General features: G+C 67.4%; 20 protein-coding genes, 4 tRNA genes and 1 pseudogene. 15 read left to right on the forward strand and 10 right to left on the reverse strand.

Annotated features, from left to right (window positions below):
• Positions 1-148: 148 nt before the first annotated feature.
• The 9 genes and pseudogenes from ATL42_RS16395 (at position 149) to ATL42_RS07580 (ending at position 5,133) form a co-directional block, all read left to right on the forward strand.
• Complete coding sequence (locus tag ATL42_RS16395; RefSeq protein WP_169925361.1) at positions 149-313, forward strand: hypothetical protein; 165 nt, start codon at positions 149-151, stop codon at positions 311-313.
• A 96-nt stretch (positions 314-409) separates the two neighbouring features.
• Positions 410-1,075, forward strand: coding sequence for an oligoribonuclease (gene orn / locus ATL42_RS07545; RefSeq protein ID WP_098454823.1), 666 nt, complete (start codon positions 410-412; stop codon positions 1,073-1,075).
• A gap of 165 nt (positions 1,076-1,240) precedes the next feature.
• Positions 1,241-1,316 (forward strand) — tRNA-His (locus ATL42_RS07550).
• Positions 1,317-1,423: 107 nt separating this feature from the next.
• Entirely contained in the window at positions 1,424-2,089 is a 666-nt protein-coding gene (locus ATL42_RS07555) for a hypothetical protein (protein WP_098454824.1), read from the forward strand.
• Positions 2,090-2,134: 45 nt separating this feature from the next.
• Positions 2,135-2,275: a hypothetical protein gene (locus ATL42_RS16400; RefSeq protein WP_169925362.1), complete on the forward strand. Its 141-nt coding sequence runs from the start codon at positions 2,135-2,137 to the stop codon at positions 2,273-2,275.
• A gap of 99 nt (positions 2,276-2,374) precedes the next feature.
• A pseudogene (locus ATL42_RS16690) lies at positions 2,375-2,572 on the forward strand (tyrosine-type recombinase/integrase); the annotation flags it as partial.
• A 10-nt stretch (positions 2,573-2,582) separates the two neighbouring features.
• Positions 2,583-3,275 carry an N-acetylmuramoyl-L-alanine amidase gene (locus ATL42_RS16170; RefSeq protein WP_245862282.1) on the forward strand — a complete coding sequence of 231 codons (693 nt, stop codon included), beginning with the start codon at positions 2,583-2,585 and terminating at the stop codon, positions 3,273-3,275.
• Between the two features lie 119 nt (positions 3,276-3,394).
• The gene (locus tag ATL42_RS07575) at positions 3,395-3,880 is read left to right on the forward strand and encodes a hypothetical protein (RefSeq protein WP_098454828.1); all 486 of its coding nucleotides are present in this window, start codon (positions 3,395-3,397) and stop codon (positions 3,878-3,880) included.
• An 80-nt stretch (positions 3,881-3,960) separates the two neighbouring features.
• Positions 3,961-5,133, forward strand: a complete 1,173-nt coding sequence (locus ATL42_RS07580) for a hypothetical protein (RefSeq protein WP_098454829.1) — start codon at positions 3,961-3,963, stop codon at positions 5,131-5,133.
• 744 nt (positions 5,134-5,877) lie between these two features.
• Here ATL42_RS07580 and ATL42_RS07590 read toward each other — a convergent pair.
• The 6 genes from ATL42_RS07590 to ATL42_RS07610 form a co-directional block, all read right to left on the reverse strand.
• Positions 5,878-6,498, reverse strand: a complete 621-nt coding sequence (locus ATL42_RS07590; RefSeq protein ID WP_098454831.1) for a PIN domain-containing protein — start codon at positions 6,496-6,498, stop codon at positions 5,878-5,880.
• The gene (locus ATL42_RS07595; protein WP_098454832.1) at positions 6,498-7,325 is read right to left on the reverse strand and encodes an ImmA/IrrE family metallo-endopeptidase; all 828 of its coding nucleotides are present in this window, start codon (positions 7,323-7,325) and stop codon (positions 6,498-6,500) included. Before ATL42_RS07595 ends, ATL42_RS07590 begins: the two co-directional genes overlap by 1 nt.
• A complete protein-coding gene (locus ATL42_RS07600) occupies positions 7,322-7,663 on the reverse strand; it encodes a helix-turn-helix domain-containing protein (RefSeq protein WP_098454833.1) in 342 nt (113 codons plus the stop codon). The genes ATL42_RS07595 and ATL42_RS07600 overlap by 4 nt, the downstream gene beginning before the upstream one ends.
• 144 nt (positions 7,664-7,807) lie before the next feature.
• A complete protein-coding gene (locus ATL42_RS16845) occupies positions 7,808-7,930 on the reverse strand; it encodes a hypothetical protein (protein ID WP_281254289.1) in 123 nt (40 codons plus the stop codon).
• Between the two features lie 411 nt (positions 7,931-8,341).
• The gene (locus ATL42_RS16405; RefSeq protein ID WP_169925363.1) at positions 8,342-8,512 is read right to left on the reverse strand and encodes a hypothetical protein; all 171 of its coding nucleotides are present in this window, start codon (positions 8,510-8,512) and stop codon (positions 8,342-8,344) included.
• 206 nt (positions 8,513-8,718) lie between these two features.
• Positions 8,719-9,627, reverse strand: coding sequence for an ATP-grasp domain-containing protein (locus ATL42_RS07610; RefSeq protein WP_098454835.1), 909 nt, complete (start codon positions 9,625-9,627; stop codon positions 8,719-8,721).
• Between the two features lie 181 nt (positions 9,628-9,808).
• On the opposite strand from ATL42_RS07610, the gene ATL42_RS07615 reads away from it, so the two are divergent.
• The 3 genes from ATL42_RS07615 to ATL42_RS07625 are packed head-to-tail and all read left to right on the forward strand — an operon-like array spanning position 9,809 to position 12,461.
• Positions 9,809-10,192, forward strand: coding sequence for a response regulator transcription factor (locus ATL42_RS07615; RefSeq protein ID WP_098454836.1), 384 nt, complete (start codon positions 9,809-9,811; stop codon positions 10,190-10,192).
• On the forward strand, positions 10,189-11,019 hold the full coding sequence (locus ATL42_RS07620) for a HEAT repeat domain-containing protein (RefSeq protein WP_098454837.1): 831 nt from the start codon (positions 10,189-10,191) through the stop codon (positions 11,017-11,019). Before ATL42_RS07615 ends, ATL42_RS07620 begins: the two co-directional genes overlap by 4 nt.
• The gene (locus ATL42_RS07625; RefSeq protein WP_098454838.1) at positions 11,016-12,461 is read left to right on the forward strand and encodes a glycosyltransferase family 2 protein; all 1,446 of its coding nucleotides are present in this window, start codon (positions 11,016-11,018) and stop codon (positions 12,459-12,461) included. The genes ATL42_RS07620 and ATL42_RS07625 overlap by 4 nt, the downstream gene beginning before the upstream one ends.
• Before the next feature lie 128 nt (positions 12,462-12,589).
• Here ATL42_RS07625 and ATL42_RS07630 read toward each other — a convergent pair.
• The 3 genes from ATL42_RS07630 to ATL42_RS07640 all read right to left on the reverse strand — a co-directional run bounded on the left by ATL42_RS07630 (position 12,590) and on the right by ATL42_RS07640 (position 13,112).
• Positions 12,590-12,665: transfer RNA gene (locus ATL42_RS07630), tRNA-Lys, on the reverse strand.
• Between the two features lie 123 nt (positions 12,666-12,788).
• A tRNA-Lys gene (locus ATL42_RS07635) sits at positions 12,789-12,861 on the reverse strand.
• A gap of 65 nt (positions 12,862-12,926) precedes the next feature.
• Positions 12,927-13,112: a hypothetical protein gene (locus ATL42_RS07640; protein WP_211281788.1), complete on the reverse strand. Its 186-nt coding sequence runs from the start codon at positions 13,110-13,112 to the stop codon at positions 12,927-12,929.
• 139 nt (positions 13,113-13,251) lie between these two features.
• On the opposite strand from ATL42_RS07640, the gene bcp reads away from it, so the two are divergent.
• From bcp to trmB, 3 genes are all read left to right on the forward strand, one after another.
• Positions 13,252-13,728, forward strand: coding sequence for a thioredoxin-dependent thiol peroxidase (bcp, locus tag ATL42_RS07645; RefSeq protein ID WP_098454840.1), 477 nt, complete (start codon positions 13,252-13,254; stop codon positions 13,726-13,728).
• A gap of 22 nt (positions 13,729-13,750) precedes the next feature.
• Positions 13,751-13,832 (forward strand) — tRNA-Leu (locus ATL42_RS07650).
• 45 nt (positions 13,833-13,877) lie between these two features.
• The gene (trmB, locus tag ATL42_RS07655) at positions 13,878-14,687 is read left to right on the forward strand and encodes a tRNA (guanosine(46)-N7)-methyltransferase TrmB (protein WP_098454841.1); all 810 of its coding nucleotides are present in this window, start codon (positions 13,878-13,880) and stop codon (positions 14,685-14,687) included.
• 24 nt (positions 14,688-14,711) lie between these two features.
• On the opposite strand, the gene trxA is transcribed toward trmB, so the two are convergent.
• Positions 14,712-15,086, reverse strand: coding sequence for a thioredoxin (gene trxA, locus ATL42_RS07660; RefSeq protein WP_098454842.1), 375 nt, complete (start codon positions 15,084-15,086; stop codon positions 14,712-14,714).
• Positions 15,087-15,107 lie beyond the last annotated feature (21 nt).

A 15,107-nucleotide genomic window follows, 5' to 3' on the forward strand; every position in this document is an offset into this window, starting at 1 on the left:
GGCCGGAGGCCGCACCAAGGGGAAAAAGCAGTGCATCCCGGACACGTGCCGTGGTTGGCTGGTGCCACACCGCGGTGACGTCCAGGGCAGCGGGGTCGACGCCTCTGCCCGTCTGGTTCGAACGTCACGAAAGACCACCATGATCGACATGAACGCCGGGTATCTCGATCTGCTCGTCCACCATCAGGTACGCATGGCCGAGCTCGAGGAACGCATCGAGCGCGACCGCGTGGCCCGTGAGCGGGCCGAGCAGCACAGCCCAGAGACCGAGCCCTCCGAGCGTCGAGGCACGAAGTCCCGTCGCGACGCATGACGCACCACCCAGTGCACGACCCAGACCCTCGTCGGTCCGGCCCACCCGGGCCGAGACCGGCGAGGGTCTCTCCATGGACGCCGTAGGCTGTGTGACGTGGCACGCACCCCGAACAATGACCGAATAGTCTGGATCGACTGCGAGATGACGGGTCTCGACCTGGGCGCGGACGCCCTCGTCGAGGTGGCCGCCGTGGTCACGGACTCCGAGCTCAACGTCCTCGGCGACGGCATCGACGTCATCATCAGGCCTCCGGCTCTCTCCCTCGTGCAGATGAACGACTTCGTGAGGAACATGCACACGACGTCCGGCCTCATCACCGAGCTGGACGAGGGCGTGACGCTCGCCGAGGCCGAGGACCAGGTGCTGGCGTACATCCGTGAGTGGGTGCCGGAGCCGGGGAAGGCACCGCTCGGCGGGAGCTCCGTCACGACCGACAAGATGTTCCTCGAGAGGGACATGAAGTCGCTCGTGGCACACCTGCACTACCGGATCGTCGACGTCTCCTCGATCAAGGAGCTCGCGCGCCGCTGGTACCCCCGCGTGTACTTCGCGTCGCCGACGAAGAACGGTGGGCACCGTGCGCTCGCTGACATCCTCGAGAGCATCGACGAGCTGCGCTACTACCGGTCGACGGTATTCGTCCCGCAGCCTGGGCCGGACACGAAGACCGCTCGGGCCGCCGCCGCCGCGATCGCCGGCTCGTCCGTGTCCGGCACGCTCTCCGTCCCCGACAGCTTCACCGAGGATGCCCCGGCCTGAGCCGCGGTATGGTGCTCCGGTGCAGCGCTCCGAAGCCGACCGAGACTGGCGGCTGACGAGGGTGGCGAGCATCACGTCTGCGTTTCGGCGAGACGCGTGCGATGGCACCTCAGATCGCATGTACACTTTTCGACGGTTCAGTTCTTCGGAACTGACCGCTACATGGTGGGTATAGCTCAGCTGGTAGAGCACCTGGTTGTGGTCCAGGGGGTCGCGGGTTCAAGTCCCGTTACTCACCCCAACGTTTTCCCAGGTCACAGGCCTGGCGAAAACGCCTCGGGATCGGTGGTAACCGCGTCTGGTAACAGACGATCGGTTACCACCGAGCCCGAGAAAGTCTATTCAGACATGGCCAGCATCCAACAGCGGCCCCAGCGCGACGGCAGCGTCAAGTACCGCGTCGGCTATCGAATCACCCGCACCGTCCACGGACAGCCCAAGCGCGTCCTCGAGTGGACCCACACCGTCGACAACGCCGAGGGCGCGGTCGCGATGCAGGAGCTCATCGAGCGCCTCGGTCCCGAGTTCGCGCTGGCCACCATCAACCAGCGCAAGGGCCGCGACGTCATCGACGGGCCGCCCTTGCTCGCCGACTGGTTCGAGCGCCACCTCGGCCACCTCGAGGCCGACGCCACCAGCGGCACGATCCCTGACTACCGGTGCATGGCCGAGCGCACCTGGCTCCCCCGCCTGGGGCCCCTGCCCCTCGACGCCATCACGCGCGAGACAGTCACGGAGTGGGTGGCCTGGCAGCGCAAGCAGGAGACCCACCGATCCCGCCTCGCCCGGGAGCGCGCAGAGAAGCACAACGCGACCTGCGCCGCGCGAGACATGGCCGCGGTCCCCGAGCGGCAGACCTACTCACCGAAGAGCATCCGGAACGCTCACGGGCTCCTCTCCTCGGTCCTCGCCGCCGCGATCGAGCCTGGGTATCTCGAGCGCAACGTCGCCAAGGGCGTCCGCCTGCCGAAGGACGAGCAGGAGCGCGAGATAGAGATCGTCACCGAGGCTTAGTGGACCACGTTCTTCACGACGTTCCAGGAGCACTACCGGGCGTTCGTGCTCTTTCTCATCGGCACCAGCGTGCGCATCGGCGAGGCGACCGCCGTGCAGGCCCGCGACTTCGACCTCGACGCCGTCGCGGTGCTCCCTGACGGCAGCACCACCCCGATGCCTACCGTCCACATCCGCCGCGCGTGAAAGAAGGCCGACAAGGGCGTCTTCCTCGGCGCCCCGAAGTCGCGTCGCTCGAAGCGTCCGATCGTCATCGCCGTCGGGCTCGCCGACATGATCCGCCCCATGCTCGAGGGCCTCGCGCCCGACGACTTCGTCTTCACCGCGGTGCAGGGGGGCCGGATCTCCGCCGGCCGGTTCCGCGAGCGGCAGTGGGGCAAGGCGATGAAGCGGGCCGGGATCACCAAGCACCTGACTCCGCACTCGCTGCGGCACACCTCCGCGTCGTGGCTCCTCACCGAGGGTGTCGCCCCGCAGATCGTCCAGCACCGCCTTGGACACGAGTCTCTCGCGACGACGTCGAAGGTCTACGCGCACCTGCTCACGGACGCCCTGGCACTCGGGCAGCAGCGCCGGCAACGCCACCTCGATCGGTCTCGAGCTCCGGCCCGAGGCCACCGACGGTGACTACGCCACCGCAGCTGAGCTCATCCGCGAGCTGCGCGCAGCGTTCAGCGACCTGTCGCTCGTCAAGCACTCTTCGTGGAAGACCACCGCCTGCCCGGGGCGGTGGAACCTCGAGCGACTCGACGCGCTCGCCCGCACGGCCGGGTCGAGCGGCGGCGTCGCGAAGCCCGCAGCCCCACCCACCCCGACGGCGCCCGTGCCGCCGCGCACGACCAACCCTGCCGGCCGACCGCTGCTCGCCCTCGACGGTCACCTCGGGGCGGCCACGATCCGCGAGCTACAGCACCGCTTCGGCACCACGGTCGACGGAGTCATCTCCACAGGCAAGGGCGGCTCGCGGCTCGTCGCGGCGCTGCAGCGCTACCTCGTGAGCAAGGGCCACGACCTCGGCAAGGTCGACGGTCTGGGCCTGTACCCGAACACGGTGCACCGCACGATCCGCACTCGCACCCAGGAGGCACTGCAGCGCTACCTCGGCACAACGCCCGACGGAGTACTCGACGCCCCCTCGGCCGCGATCGAGGCTCTGCAGCGACGCCTCAACGCCGGGACCTTCTGATGACGCGCCGCGAGGCCGTCGAGGTGATCGTCGCCGTCGTGCTCGGGTTCGTCATCGGATGGCTCGGCCTCGCGGCCCTGCTCCACCCCTCCATCCACCACCTGGTCGGAGCCTGATCCGTGAACACCTCGCCCCTGTCGGACCGTGCCGTCTCCTACCTACGCACGGTCATCCCCGTCGCGTGGGGCTCGCTCGTCGGGCTCCTGCTCGGGTGGGTCGCGCCACATCTGCCCGGCGAGCTTGGAGCCGCCCTCGCGAACTTGCTGGGCGGGGAGGCGGCCCTCGCGCTCGTCTCCGGCCTGGCGATCGCCGGGTGGTACGCCCTCTGGCGCCGCGTCGAGAAGCGGATCCCGGACTGTCTGACGCGCATCGTGCTCGGCTCGGCCGCCGCACCGTCGTACTCGCCCGTCGTCGCGGTGCTTTCTGCGAGCGGCGTGCCCGTCCCTGGTCTCGCGTCGGACCAGCCCGACGGCACCCCGGTCGTCGCCAGGCTCACCGACCACGAACGCGTCGCACTGGCGAACGCCCACGATCTGCTCCCCGCAGACGACCCCGGGCGTGACGCCATCACAACCGTGCTCGATCAGGCACGCACACGACAGTGACTCCAGACCGGGCTGAAGGGACGGGAAGTTCACCCTCCAGATCGTAGGTAGCGAATCGGTCGACGGCTAGATTGCCTGGCATGGCCGATGGGGGAACCGAGCATGCAGACCAACCTGATGAGAGCTTCATCTATCTACGGTTGGCCGGGGATCGGTTCGACGCTCCGGGGATGCCTGCGAACAGCATCATCGAGGTACAGCGGCTCAGTGAGCTGATCTACGACGTTGCCCGAGGAGTATGGCTAGAGCAGAATCCAGGACGGTCACGAGTGCCGTCCGCGTTCGTTGCTGCTCTGGACCTTCGTCTTGTCTCGATCGGCGAGGGCAGTGCACTACCCGTCCTTCGTCTCCCGCGTCCGACTGCTGAGGATGAGGAGTTCCTGCCGGTCTTCGATACTGCTCGCGAAGTGATCCTGGACACGTTTGCGAGCGTGTCGGACGACCGCCGGCTCCCCGACTACTTCCCGCGAGCCGCGCTGCCCGCTCTGCGTCGCGTGGGGAAGACCTTGGCGGACAGCGACTCGATGACCTTGGGGAACCCGCGACGGGCACTCCCAGACGCCCAAGAACCGAGGCGGGTCGAAGTCGGCGTCGAGACCGTAGAGATCCTCGAGTGCATCGATGCCGCCTTGGCAGCCCAGCCAGGCCCCGCAGAGCTCGAGGGTGTGGTGACTGAGTTCGACGGGTATCGTGGGCGCTTCGAGCTCAGAGATCTGCATGGCGTGATCCACGTCTGCAAACTAGCAAGCTTCGAGCGCGAGGTTAGTGAGGCCGTCAAGGCCGCTCTCGCCCCTGACGGCGTTACGGCGCCAGACGTAGTGGTCTCGGGCATCGGCGTTCGAGACATCCGCGACAGATTGAACGACCTGTGGGACGTCCACGACGTGCGCGTGATTCGGACCTACCGAGAGAAGGCGCTCATGCAAAAGCTCTCAGTCGTTAAGGGACTCCGGCATGGCTGGTGGGGCGGAAGTAGCGAGGCCCCCGATCGCGACGCGGTCCGCTCCCTCGAGGCGGCTCTCCCGCGGCTCGGCCTCCTCGATGTCGCTCTTGCTATAGGAGCAAACGCCGAGGGGTCAGTTGTCCTCGAGTGGACACGCGGAACGACGGCATACACGGCGCACCTTGAGCCCGGCGGAAACCTCTTCCTCTGCTCGGACAACACCGACACCGACGAACTCGATGAGCGTCAACTGGACTACTCGGAAGCGCGTCTGGTCCGCTTCGTAGAGAGCGGACGAATCGATGTCTGAGCCCCAACCCGCACTCATCAGCGAGGCAGACACAGTCCTCTGCCGACAGGTACCCAGCGCGCTTCTGGATGAGGCTTGCGGCATCATGTCCACGGCCTTCACTCCCTCGCCGAGAGACGCCGGGCGGCTCTCGACTCTCCATGCCGTCGACCCCTATGAGGCTCACCGCCGTTACACGGAAGAGCTCGAGCTGGAATCGGCGGGAACCTGGGGCATTGAGGTCGGACTCGCATCCAGCCTGCACCTCCCCGCTTACGAGGACTCCTGTCTGCCTGGCATGCCAGCGGACCATGCCTCTGTGGTGTTCACTGCCCACACGAAGGGCCAGCAAGCACAGAGGGCTCGGAAGTTGCGCGACGCTGCTCTATCGCAGGGCCCCCTCTTCACGCCGTAGCCCTCCCTTCACGCCGTGGCCCCCAAGCGCCCCGCTCACCTCACGGTGAGCGGGGCGCACTCGAGGCAACGGCAGCCCCCGACGAGGACGACCGCGTGTGACCGATCCCGACTACCGCCACCCCGTCGCGTCCCTCTGGCAGGCCGTCACGAACGCTGCCGGTGTCCCGAGGGGCGCGACGTAGGAGTACGCGTCCGCGCCGCGACCTCGTCGAGCACCGCGTCCCCTCGACCGACATTCGCCCCTGGCCCATCGCAGGGACCCCACCCGCAGGAGGCTGACATGTCCTATTCCAACGGCTCGGTTCCGTCCGAACTGCTCACGCCCGCTCGCTTTGTAGCCGTTTCCGTTCATGGCCATGGCGGGCGACCCGTCAAGCCCGTTTTCTTCACATCAGGGTCCAGAGCCGAGTCGAGGCTTGCCATCGCTTGGTACTTCTTGACGAAAACTGCTAAGGAATCGAACGCTCCAGCCTCTATCGCCCAGCGAAGGAGCATGGGGGTGTCAGCGTGCCGGATCTCACCGCCCGGGACGTGCTTGGCATCCATGTGCTGCATCTTGAGGACACTTGCTTGCTGCTTTATCTTCGCCGTCCCCGCCTCTTCGTCGCAGACCAGGATGACTTTCTTACCCGTGCGGGCGAGAAGCACGCCGTGGAGTATGGCCATGTTCTCGCCCCGGTCCTTCCGAGACGCGTACATGTCATCGAAGTCCATGCTGAAGACACTGCGGCAGCACGCTCGTAGCTCATCTGTGGGTTCGTCGGAGATCACGTTCTTGAAGCGATCCGGGAACCTCGGCCACACCTCTGCGGCCCGCTTGAACTGCTTGTGCCGCATCGGCGTGTCAAAGATCTCGAAGTCTACGGCTTCCGGCACGTTGACGACGTTGTGGCCCAGCGCGGCGAGTAGCTGAGGAACGCAATCAGTGGTGAGGAACTTGAAGATGGGGCCGGTGTCAAGGATGTGCATCAGTCGGCGTCACCCATGAGCAGCGCCAACTCCTCCGGTGTGAGAGGGGTACCGACAGCAGTCGGGCGCTCACGTGCGGCATCTTCGGCTTCCAAAAGGGGCACGATCCCTGCGGCCTCCAACTGCGCGGTAATGCGGTCCGGGTCGCGCTGGCCGTCCAGCCGTGCGATGGTCGCGGGCGTGACAAGGCCCCAGCGGTATCCCTCGACAGCTCGTGCGAGCAACGCCTGAGGCCCCCGGGGCGTATTGGACTCCAAGGTGAGCGAGGCGTACTCCGCGTGCCAGCCGAACTGGGAGGCTAGTCGACCGGCGGATAAGGCGCTCCAGTCCTGGCACGTTTCTTGATCGATGGCCTTGGCATCGCGTAACTGGATCGCGACGATGTTGGGCGAAGCCTTGTACTTCTGCACGAGGTCCGACAGCAAAGCGGTCGTGGGCGCGAGCCCCTGAACCGCAGCGCGCGCGGCCTCCAATGGTATGAGGAGGTGCCGGGCGAAGGCATCGGCCTGGATCTCCTGAGGTGTGCGCTCGTCCCACTCGCTGTGGTCGAGGGTCCGATCCACGCTGCCAATACGAAAGTGCCCGAGCTCATGAGCGAGCGTGGACCTGAGCCGCATCGGGTGCTCGGTGCACCCAACTGCCATCAGATACCGATCACCGAAGCGCATGGTCATCCCATGGCCAGGCATTGATGTGTTGACGTATGCGACACCCACGCCCGTCTTCTGCTCTATCAGGCGCGCCATGTTGACGATCGGCTCTGTTCCGAGACCGAACTCGCCTCGGAAGGCGGCAGCCGCGCTCTGGCCGATCCGCTCGTTGCTCATGCGACCTCGGCTACGCCGAGCTCGTCGAGGCGGCGCGCTAGTCCGAAAGCGTAGATCATGTAGTCGGCGAGGGCTTGGGTACCAGCATCGCTCGTGCGCCCGGCGCAAAGCACCTGGTCGGTCAGGGTGCTGGTCCCTTGCAGGTCGGCAATCAGGACACCGCAGGCGTCGGCGAGGGCCGATAGCTCCAGCACCGAAGCGCTCCGCTGCCCCTTCTCGATTCGGTGGATCGTCGACTGGGAGATCCCCGAGTACTTCTCCAGGTCGCGCTGGCTCAGCCCGACGGCCTCGCGCGCCGTGACCAGCCGTGCCCCGATCTGTACATCGACGTCAGACATCTTGAATCACTCTCCTCTGTACCTGATTCTACATGATGCGGGCTCGTTTCAGGGTAGGCGGATGCCCGTGCCGGTCATGCTCACAGCATCACCCGGGCCGTCACAGTCGGCCACCAGCCAGTCTGCACCCCTCGTTCTCGGAACCTAGCCCGCGTCGAGGAGCCTTCCGAGCCGTCCCATCGCGTCATGAGTGAGCGCGTCGGCGACGTGCGTGTAGCCGGCGATGACCGTGAAGGATGAGTGTCCGAGGATCGCAATGCGCTTCATTTCGGGGACGCCGAGCTCACAGAGGAGCGTGGCCGTGGTGTGGCGTCCACCGGCTCCACCGCGACCCGCGCGGGCAGACCCGCGGTGAGTGACTACGGCGCAGGACGTGGTGCGCTTCGAGCCCCCACCAGACCGCGCCTGAGGCTGTTACCGTGGTAACGAGATGATCGAGAATCACGAGGCTTAACACGCTCCGGGGTCCTCGCAAAATCGCTAGATTTCAAGCCGATTCTGGCACCAGGACGTACCACCGGGTCGCGGGTTCAAGTCCCGTTACTCACCCCATGCAGTGAACGACGAAGGGCCGTCCCGAGTTCTCTCAGGACGGCCCTTCGTCGTTCCCGGTGCGTCTCGATGCGCCCCAGCGCCCCCTCAGCGCCCCTCAGCACTCTCTCGATCCGTGTGCCCCAGTCAACCTGCGGCGGCGTCAGGCACCGCCTGCTCAGGCGCTTCAGGGCCCGGCTCCGTGGCCGGGTCAAAGAGCTGGAAGGCGCTGTGGGGGTCCCAGTCGAGATCAGGGAGCAGCTCGAGCAGGGCCGGGCGCAGGACCCCCGCGCCGCCGAGGACGAACAACAGCACCATGACGTTCGTCAGGGTCCGGGTCGAGCGGGCCGACGGCTGCCGTGCACGACGCTTTCGCCCTCCGCGGGCGCTCCCACGTGCGGGCGATCGCGTCGGAGGTGCGAGCTGCACGATCCACCGCCCCCTCAGCCATCGGCCGCAGGGCCGCTCGACAGCGGGTCAACGGCCGGTTCCGGTCGACGTCGACCGGAACCGGCCGGCGGCGTCTAGCGTGCCGCGCGTGCCGCGATCGCGTCGGCGAACCGCTCGAGCGAAGCCGGCGCCTTCGCCAAGAACATCGACGGCTCGGTGAGCTCCAGCTCGAGAAGGATCGGTTCGCCGTCGTCGCCGGGAAGTGTGTCGATCCGCGCATAGAGCAACGACTCAGCGGCGGTACCGAGAATGGTGCGTGCTGCTTCGAGCGCTCGCTGAGCGAGAGCGAGCTCTGCCTCGCTCGCCTCGACGCTGCGCATGACCTCTTCCTGGTACAGGCCCTGTGTAGGTCGGTGACCACGGGAGAGCATCGCGTTCTTGCGGATCGCGTGGGAGAACTCTCCCGCGATGAAGACCAGCCCCGTCTCCCCCGCCACGTCCACCTGGTTGAGGTACGGCTGGACCATGACGTGCCGCCCGGAGCGCAACAGCTCACGTGCGTGGAGGATCGCCTCGCCCCGGGCCTGTGCGGTGTTCTCCTGGTAGCGCGCGGTGTCTCGCGAGCCCGCGCTCACCGTCGGCTTGATGACGTAGTCGCCGTGCGCCGGCAGACGCGTGTGGATCGCCTGGGAGGTGAGGTGACGGTCAGGGTCGAGCCAGAGCGTCCGGACGATAGGGATGCCCATCTCGCCCAACGTCTTGAGGTAGTACTTGTCCGTGTTCCAGGCGATCAGCTCTGCATCGTTCGCGAGCCGCGGCACGCTGCGCGCCCACGCGATGAACTCCTCCGGCCGCGAGGAATAGTCCCAGGTGGATCGGACGACGACGAGGTCGAACGAGTCCCAGTCGACCTCAGCGTCGTCCCACACCGCCGCTACCGCTTCCACGCCGCGTTCGGCGAGCGCTCCGATGAGCGGCACGTCGTCCGGGTCGAGGTCCGGGAGGATGGAGCAGGTCGCGAGAGCTACACGAGTTGTCGGCACACCTCAAGGATAGCGACGAGGAACGACACTGCAGGAAACGCTGTGACGCGAACACCTCTGGAGCGGGTGAAATCGATGCCTCGACGGGTGAAGATCGTCGGCCCGCCGCGGCTGGGCACGTCGCGTCGAGGAGCCGCACCTACGCTGGCGTGGACAGCACCGAGGACAGGAGGCGGACGGCATGGCGTCACAGGACCGTGTGCTCGTGGTCGACGACAACCACGACATCTGCGATCTCGTGGCCCTCAAGCTCACCAACTCCGGCTTCGGGGTCTCCCAGGCGTTCGACGGCGCCACGGCTCTGCAGACTGCCCGGGCCGAGGCGTTCGACCTCATCATCCTCGACGTCATGATGCCGGGGATGTCTGGCCTCGACGTCTTGCGAGCGCTCCGGGACGAGGCCGCCACGCGGTCGACGCCCGTGCTCATGCTCACGGCCAAGACCCAGGAACGGGACATCGAGGCCGGGTTCGCTGCTGGTGCTGACGACTACATCACGAAGCCGTTCAGCCCCCGCGAGCTCCTCGTCCGCGTGCGGGTGATCCTGCGCCGCGGGCAGCAATGATCGGGTTCGCCCTCAGCTGGACCGTGCTCGTATGGATCCTCGTCGTCACGAGCGTGACGTGCGTCCTCATCCTTCTCGCGATCGTCGTCCTCCGGTCGGCGCGCAGGCTGCGCACCCGCCGCCACGAGCGGGAGCGTGCACGCGTGCGCCCGGCGGTCCTCGGTGTTCTGGCCGCCGAAGACGAGGAGGACGAGCTGGTCGAGGCGGTCGACCAGCTGCGCAGGCTGCCCGACGCGCAGTGGCCGGCCGCTGAACGGTACGTGCTGCAGACGCTCAGCGAGGTGCGCGGGAGCTCGAGGGACGCGCTCGTCGGCGTCCTGGTCGACCGCGGCACCCTGGCTGCTGCCTTGCGCACCTCACGAGGCCGGGGGGCGATCGCTCGCGCCCGGGCTGCTGAGGTCCTCGGTCTGCTCCAGCGTCCGGAAGCACGCCGGCGACTCGTGAGCCTGGCCTCAGACCCTTCGCGGGACGTCCGAGTCGTCGCGGTCCGCGCACTGGGGACCCTCGAAGACCCCGCGCTCACGGAGACGCTCCTCGCAGCGCTCGCTCCTGGAGCGGACGTTCCGCCCAGCGTCGTGGGGACTGCGCTCCTGCGCACGCGCGGCGCCGACCCCGCCGCGCTGCGCGACGCTCTCTCCTCACCCCACGCCCCCGTGCGCGCGACGGCCGCCGCTGTCGCTGGGCACCTGCTCGTCACCGAGCTGGCAGAGCCGATCTCTGCCCTGCTCGATCACGACCCGTCCGAAGCCGTCAGGTCTGCGGCAGGGAAGGCTCTCGCGCGACTGGGGCGCGACGGCGACACCGACGACCAGGAGGTGTACGGATGAGCCAGACCATCGCCGACGTGCTGCGCGACGTGCTCCTCGCGTTCTTCTCGGTCGCCGCCATCCCGATGCTTCTCTACTTCCTCGTCATCAACACGTCCTACCTCGCGCTCATCGTGCTCGCGAGCGTGAACTTCACGCGCCACCTGCGCCGCACCCCGTTCGCCGGGACCGACTCGGTGGCGAGCTCCGCGCTCACCCCCGGGGTGTCGGTCGTCCTGCCTGCGTACAACGAGGAGATGGTCATCCTCGACTCGGTCCGTTCCGTCCTCGACCTGCGCCACCCCGACCACCAGGTGGTCGTGGTCAACGACGGCAGCACGGACGGGACCCTCGACCTGCTCAAGAACGCCTACGACCTCGTGCCGGACCCGCGGACGGTCCTCCAGCAGATCCCGGCCCGCGGGCTCGTCCGTGGGCTGTGGGTACCGTCGAACCCGTCGATCCCGCTCATCGTCGTCGACACAGAGAACTCCGGACGCTCCGACAGCCTCAACGCCGGCGTCAACGCGGCGACCCGAGAGCTCATCGTCATGCTCGACGCAGACTCCCTCATGGATCCTGACGCGCTCCTGGTGGTCTCCCAACCGTTCGCGGACGATCCGGTAGACACTGTCGCCACGGGCGGAGTCATCCGGGCAGCCAACGGCTGCCAGGTGATCGGGGGCCGTGTCGTCGACGTCCGTATGCCTCGGCAGATGGTCGCGCGCATCCAGGTCGTGGAGTACCTCCGGTCCTTTCTCCTCGGACGGACCGGGTGGTCGCAGGCCAACGCACTCATCCTCATCTCCGGGGCGTTCGGGATGTTCCGCCGCGACGTGCTCGTCGAGGTGGGCGGGCTCGACGCCGACTGCATCGGCGAGGACTTCGAGCTCGTCATGCGCATCCACCGCCACATGAAGGATGCCGGGCGCGACTACCGGGTCGTGTTCGTGGCCGAGCCGGTGAGCTGGACCGAGGTGCCGTCGACGCTGGCCGTCCTCGGCCGCCAGCGTCGCCGCTGGCACCGAGGGCTCTGGGAGGTGCTGTGGGCCTACCGCGGGATGACGTTCAACCCGAAGTACGGCCGTGTCGGCATGGTCGCCCTGCCGTACTACTGGTTGTTCGAGCTCTTTGCACCGCTCATCGAGCTCGTCGGTCTCGTCGTCGTCCCGCTCGGTCTGGCGCTCGGGGTCGTCAACCTGAACTACGCTCTCGCGCTGCTGCTCGTGGCCTACGTCTACGGCTTCTTCGTGACGTGCGCGGCGCTCCTCGTCGAGGAGGTCTCGTTCCACCGCTACACGTACTGGCGTGATCTCGTGCGCATCCTCGGCGCAGCGGTCGCCGAGAACATCGGCTACCGCCAGCTCACGGCGGTATGGCGCCTCCAGGGCTGGTGGGCAGCACTGCGGAACAAAGAAGCCGTGTGGGGCACGATGACGCGTACCGGCTTCGGCACCGACTGAGCACGCTCCCCGCGGACGGGCGGGAGGGCGCCGGGGCCGCGTCACCGGGCACGAGAAAGCCCGGAACCGTTGCGGTTCCGGGCTGTGTCGTCATGCTTCGCCTCGTCGAACGTCCGAGGTCGTGTACCTGGTGCGCCATCCTGGACTCGAACCAGGAACCCGCTGATTAAGAGTCAGCTGCTCTGCCAATTGAGCTAATGGCGCGCGATGAAAAACATTACCAGCCTGGGCAGACGGCTCACGCCACCCCTGATGTCTGCTGCGTCACACGAGCACGGCGGACATGACGTCGCCCTCGACCAGGACACCGGTCAAGGGCTGTGTCAGTGCGCCATCCTGGACTCGAACCAGGAACCCGCTGATTAAGAGTCAGCTGCTCTGCCAATTGAGCTAATGGCGCGCGGTTGGGAACCCTACCAGCAGCGGGCCACACGATGCCAATCAGGTACGACCGTCGACGAGCTGCTACTCGTCGCGCTCGCTCTCGAGGATCTCGGCAGACCGCGGACCGTGCGGGCTCGCGAGGTCAGCCATGAGTGCGAGCGGGATGCGCTCGTCGAGCAGGCGAGCAAGGAGCGCGCTCACGTCGGGGAGGTCACGGAGATCGAGGTCGTAGGCCTCGGCGTCTCGGTGTGCTGCATGAGTCTTCACAGTCGACATGTTCTCCCCTTTACGTGCGACCGACGATCTGTTCATATCATCACCCTTGCCCTGCGCAGGCAATGGTGAGAACTCCCCATCGAGCGTCTCACGCGTAGGCTTGCGGCGCAGTCCGACGACGAGGAGAACCATGTCTATCCGCTTGTCCCCCGGCCAGACCGCCCCCGACTTCACCCTGGAGACGGCTGACGGCAGCACCGTCTCGCTCGCTGACCTCCGCGGCCGGCGCACCATCGTCTACTTCTACCCTGCGGCCGCCACCCCCGGCTGCACCACGCAGGCGTGCGACTTCCGCGACAACCTCGCGTCGCTCCAGGCCGCCGGGTATGCCGTCGTCGGGATCTCCCCCGACCCCGCCGCCACGCTCGCCGCGTTCGTGGAGGCAGAGGGCCTCACGTTCCCGCTCGCATCGGACCCTGACAAGGCCGTCGCGACCGCCTACGGAGCGTTCGGGGAGAAGAAGCTCTACGGCAAGACGGTCGTCGGCATCATCCGCTCGACCTTCGTCGTCGCGGCGGACGGGACCCTCGAGGTCGCCCAGTACAACGTCAAGGCCACCGGTCACGTGGCGAAGCTGCGCCGGGACCTCGGCGTGGACGCCGCCTGAGACCACCTAGACTCGTCATCGAGCGCGAGTGGCGTAATTGGCAGCCGCGCCAGGTTTAGGTCCTGGTGTCTTCGGACGTGGGGGTTCGAGTCCCCCCTCGCGCACCGCTCGGTCGTCGCCACGACGCCCCCACACGCCTGAGAAGGACCATGCCTGACATCCCCTCCCCCGTCTCTGCGAGCCCCGAGATCGTCGACGAGGCGGCGGACGCTCCGTTCTGGGCGACGACCGTCTCCTTCGCCCAGCGCGGCGGACGGCTCAAGGAACGTCAGACCAGGACGTGGGAGGCTCTCTCGCCCACCTTCGTGGTCGATCCGCCCCGCGGTGCGTCGCGCGCGTCCGTCGACCCGGACTTCGTGCTCGACGTCGCCGGGCTGTTCGGTCGCGTCGCACCGCTCGTCGTCGAGGTGGGCTCCGGTCAGGGCGAGGCTCTCGCCCACGCGGCGCAGGCGCACCCCGAGCGGAACTTCCTCGGCCTCGAGGTCTACCGGCTGGGCGTGGTGCAGACCCTGCAGCGCATCCGCGCCCTCGGGCTGACGAACATCCGTCTCATCGAGGCGGACGCCGTCGACGCCCTGGCCACCATGCTCCCTCCTGCCTCGGTCACGGAGCTGTGGGTCTTCTTCCCGGACCCGTGGCACAAGCAGCGCCACCACAAGCGACGCCTCGTCTCAGCGGACTTCGTCCCGCTGGCAGCCCGCGTCCTGCACCCTGGCGGCACCTGGCGCCTGGCGACGGACTGGGCCGAGTATGCCGACCAGATGCGCGCGGTCATCGGCGCGAGCGACGCCTTCGACTCCGACCTCGTCGCACCGCGGTTCGACGGTCGTGTGCTCACCAGCTACGAGCGCAAGGGACTCGCGAAGAACCGTGAGATCGCCGACCTGACGTGCGTCCGGACGACGAAGGGCCCGGCCGAGGCCGGGCCCTTCGCACCACCGGTGCCCTCGCCTGCCTGAGCCGACGAGGGCGGTCGACTACTTCTACTTCGTCTCGGTCGCGTCCTGCGCAGCGATCTGCTGGCGGACCTCGTCCATGTCGAGGCTCTTCACGCCCTCGAGCACCTGCGCGAGCGCAGGAGCCGGGAGAGCCCCGGGCTGCGAGAAGACGAGGACGCCCTCGCGGAAGGCCATGAGCGTGGGGATCGACGTGATGTTCGCCGCCGCGGCGATGGAACGCTCCGCCTCGGTGTCGATCTTCGCGTGGACCACCCCGGGGTTGGCGTCCGAAGACGCCTCGAACACCGGGGCGAACTGACGGCACGGGCCGCACCAGTCAGCCCAGAAGTCCACCAAGACGATGTCGTTGTCCTTGATGGTCTGCTCGAACGTCGATTCGGTGAGTGCCTGCGTGGCCATGTTCGGTTCCTCTCGTGGATC

It is taken from the genome of Sanguibacter antarcticus (genome assembly GCF_002564005.1).
Classification (GTDB): Bacteria; Actinomycetota; Actinomycetes; order Actinomycetales; family Cellulomonadaceae; genus Sanguibacter; species Sanguibacter antarcticus.

Coding starts and splice junctions, on each gene's coding strand:
- ATL42_RS16395 (WP_169925361.1), top strand. CDS start 149: ATGAACGCCGGGTATCTCGATCTGCTCGTCCACCATCAGGTACGCATG.
- ATL42_RS07555 (WP_098454824.1), top strand. CDS start 1,424: ATGGCCAGCATCCAACAGCGGCCCCAGCGCGACGGCAGCGTCAAGTAC.
- ATL42_RS07580 (WP_098454829.1), top strand. CDS start 3,961: ATGGCCGATGGGGGAACCGAGCATGCAGACCAACCTGATGAGAGCTTC.
- ATL42_RS07590 (WP_098454831.1), bottom strand. CDS start 6,498: ATGCACATCCTTGACACCGGCCCCATCTTCAAGTTCCTCACCACTGAT.
- ATL42_RS07595 (WP_098454832.1), bottom strand. CDS start 7,325: ATGAGCAACGAGCGGATCGGCCAGAGCGCGGCTGCCGCCTTCCGAGGC.
- ATL42_RS07600 (WP_098454833.1), bottom strand. CDS start 7,663: ATGTCTGACGTCGATGTACAGATCGGGGCACGGCTGGTCACGGCGCGC.
- ATL42_RS16845 (WP_281254289.1), bottom strand. CDS start 7,930: ATGAAGCGCATTGCGATCCTCGGACACTCATCCTTCACGGTCATCGCC.
- ATL42_RS16405 (WP_169925363.1), bottom strand. CDS start 8,512: ATGGTGCTGTTGTTCGTCCTCGGCGGCGCGGGGGTCCTGCGCCCGGCC.
- ATL42_RS07615 (WP_098454836.1), top strand. CDS start 9,809: ATGGCGTCACAGGACCGTGTGCTCGTGGTCGACGACAACCACGACATC.
- ATL42_RS07620 (WP_098454837.1), top strand. CDS start 10,189: ATGATCGGGTTCGCCCTCAGCTGGACCGTGCTCGTATGGATCCTCGTC.
- ATL42_RS07625 (WP_098454838.1), top strand. CDS start 11,016: ATGAGCCAGACCATCGCCGACGTGCTGCGCGACGTGCTCCTCGCGTTC.
- bcp (WP_098454840.1), top strand. CDS start 13,252: ATGTCTATCCGCTTGTCCCCCGGCCAGACCGCCCCCGACTTCACCCTG.
- trmB (WP_098454841.1), top strand. CDS start 13,878: ATGCCTGACATCCCCTCCCCCGTCTCTGCGAGCCCCGAGATCGTCGAC.
- trxA (WP_098454842.1), bottom strand. CDS start 15,086: ATGGCCACGCAGGCACTCACCGAATCGACGTTCGAGCAGACCATCAAG.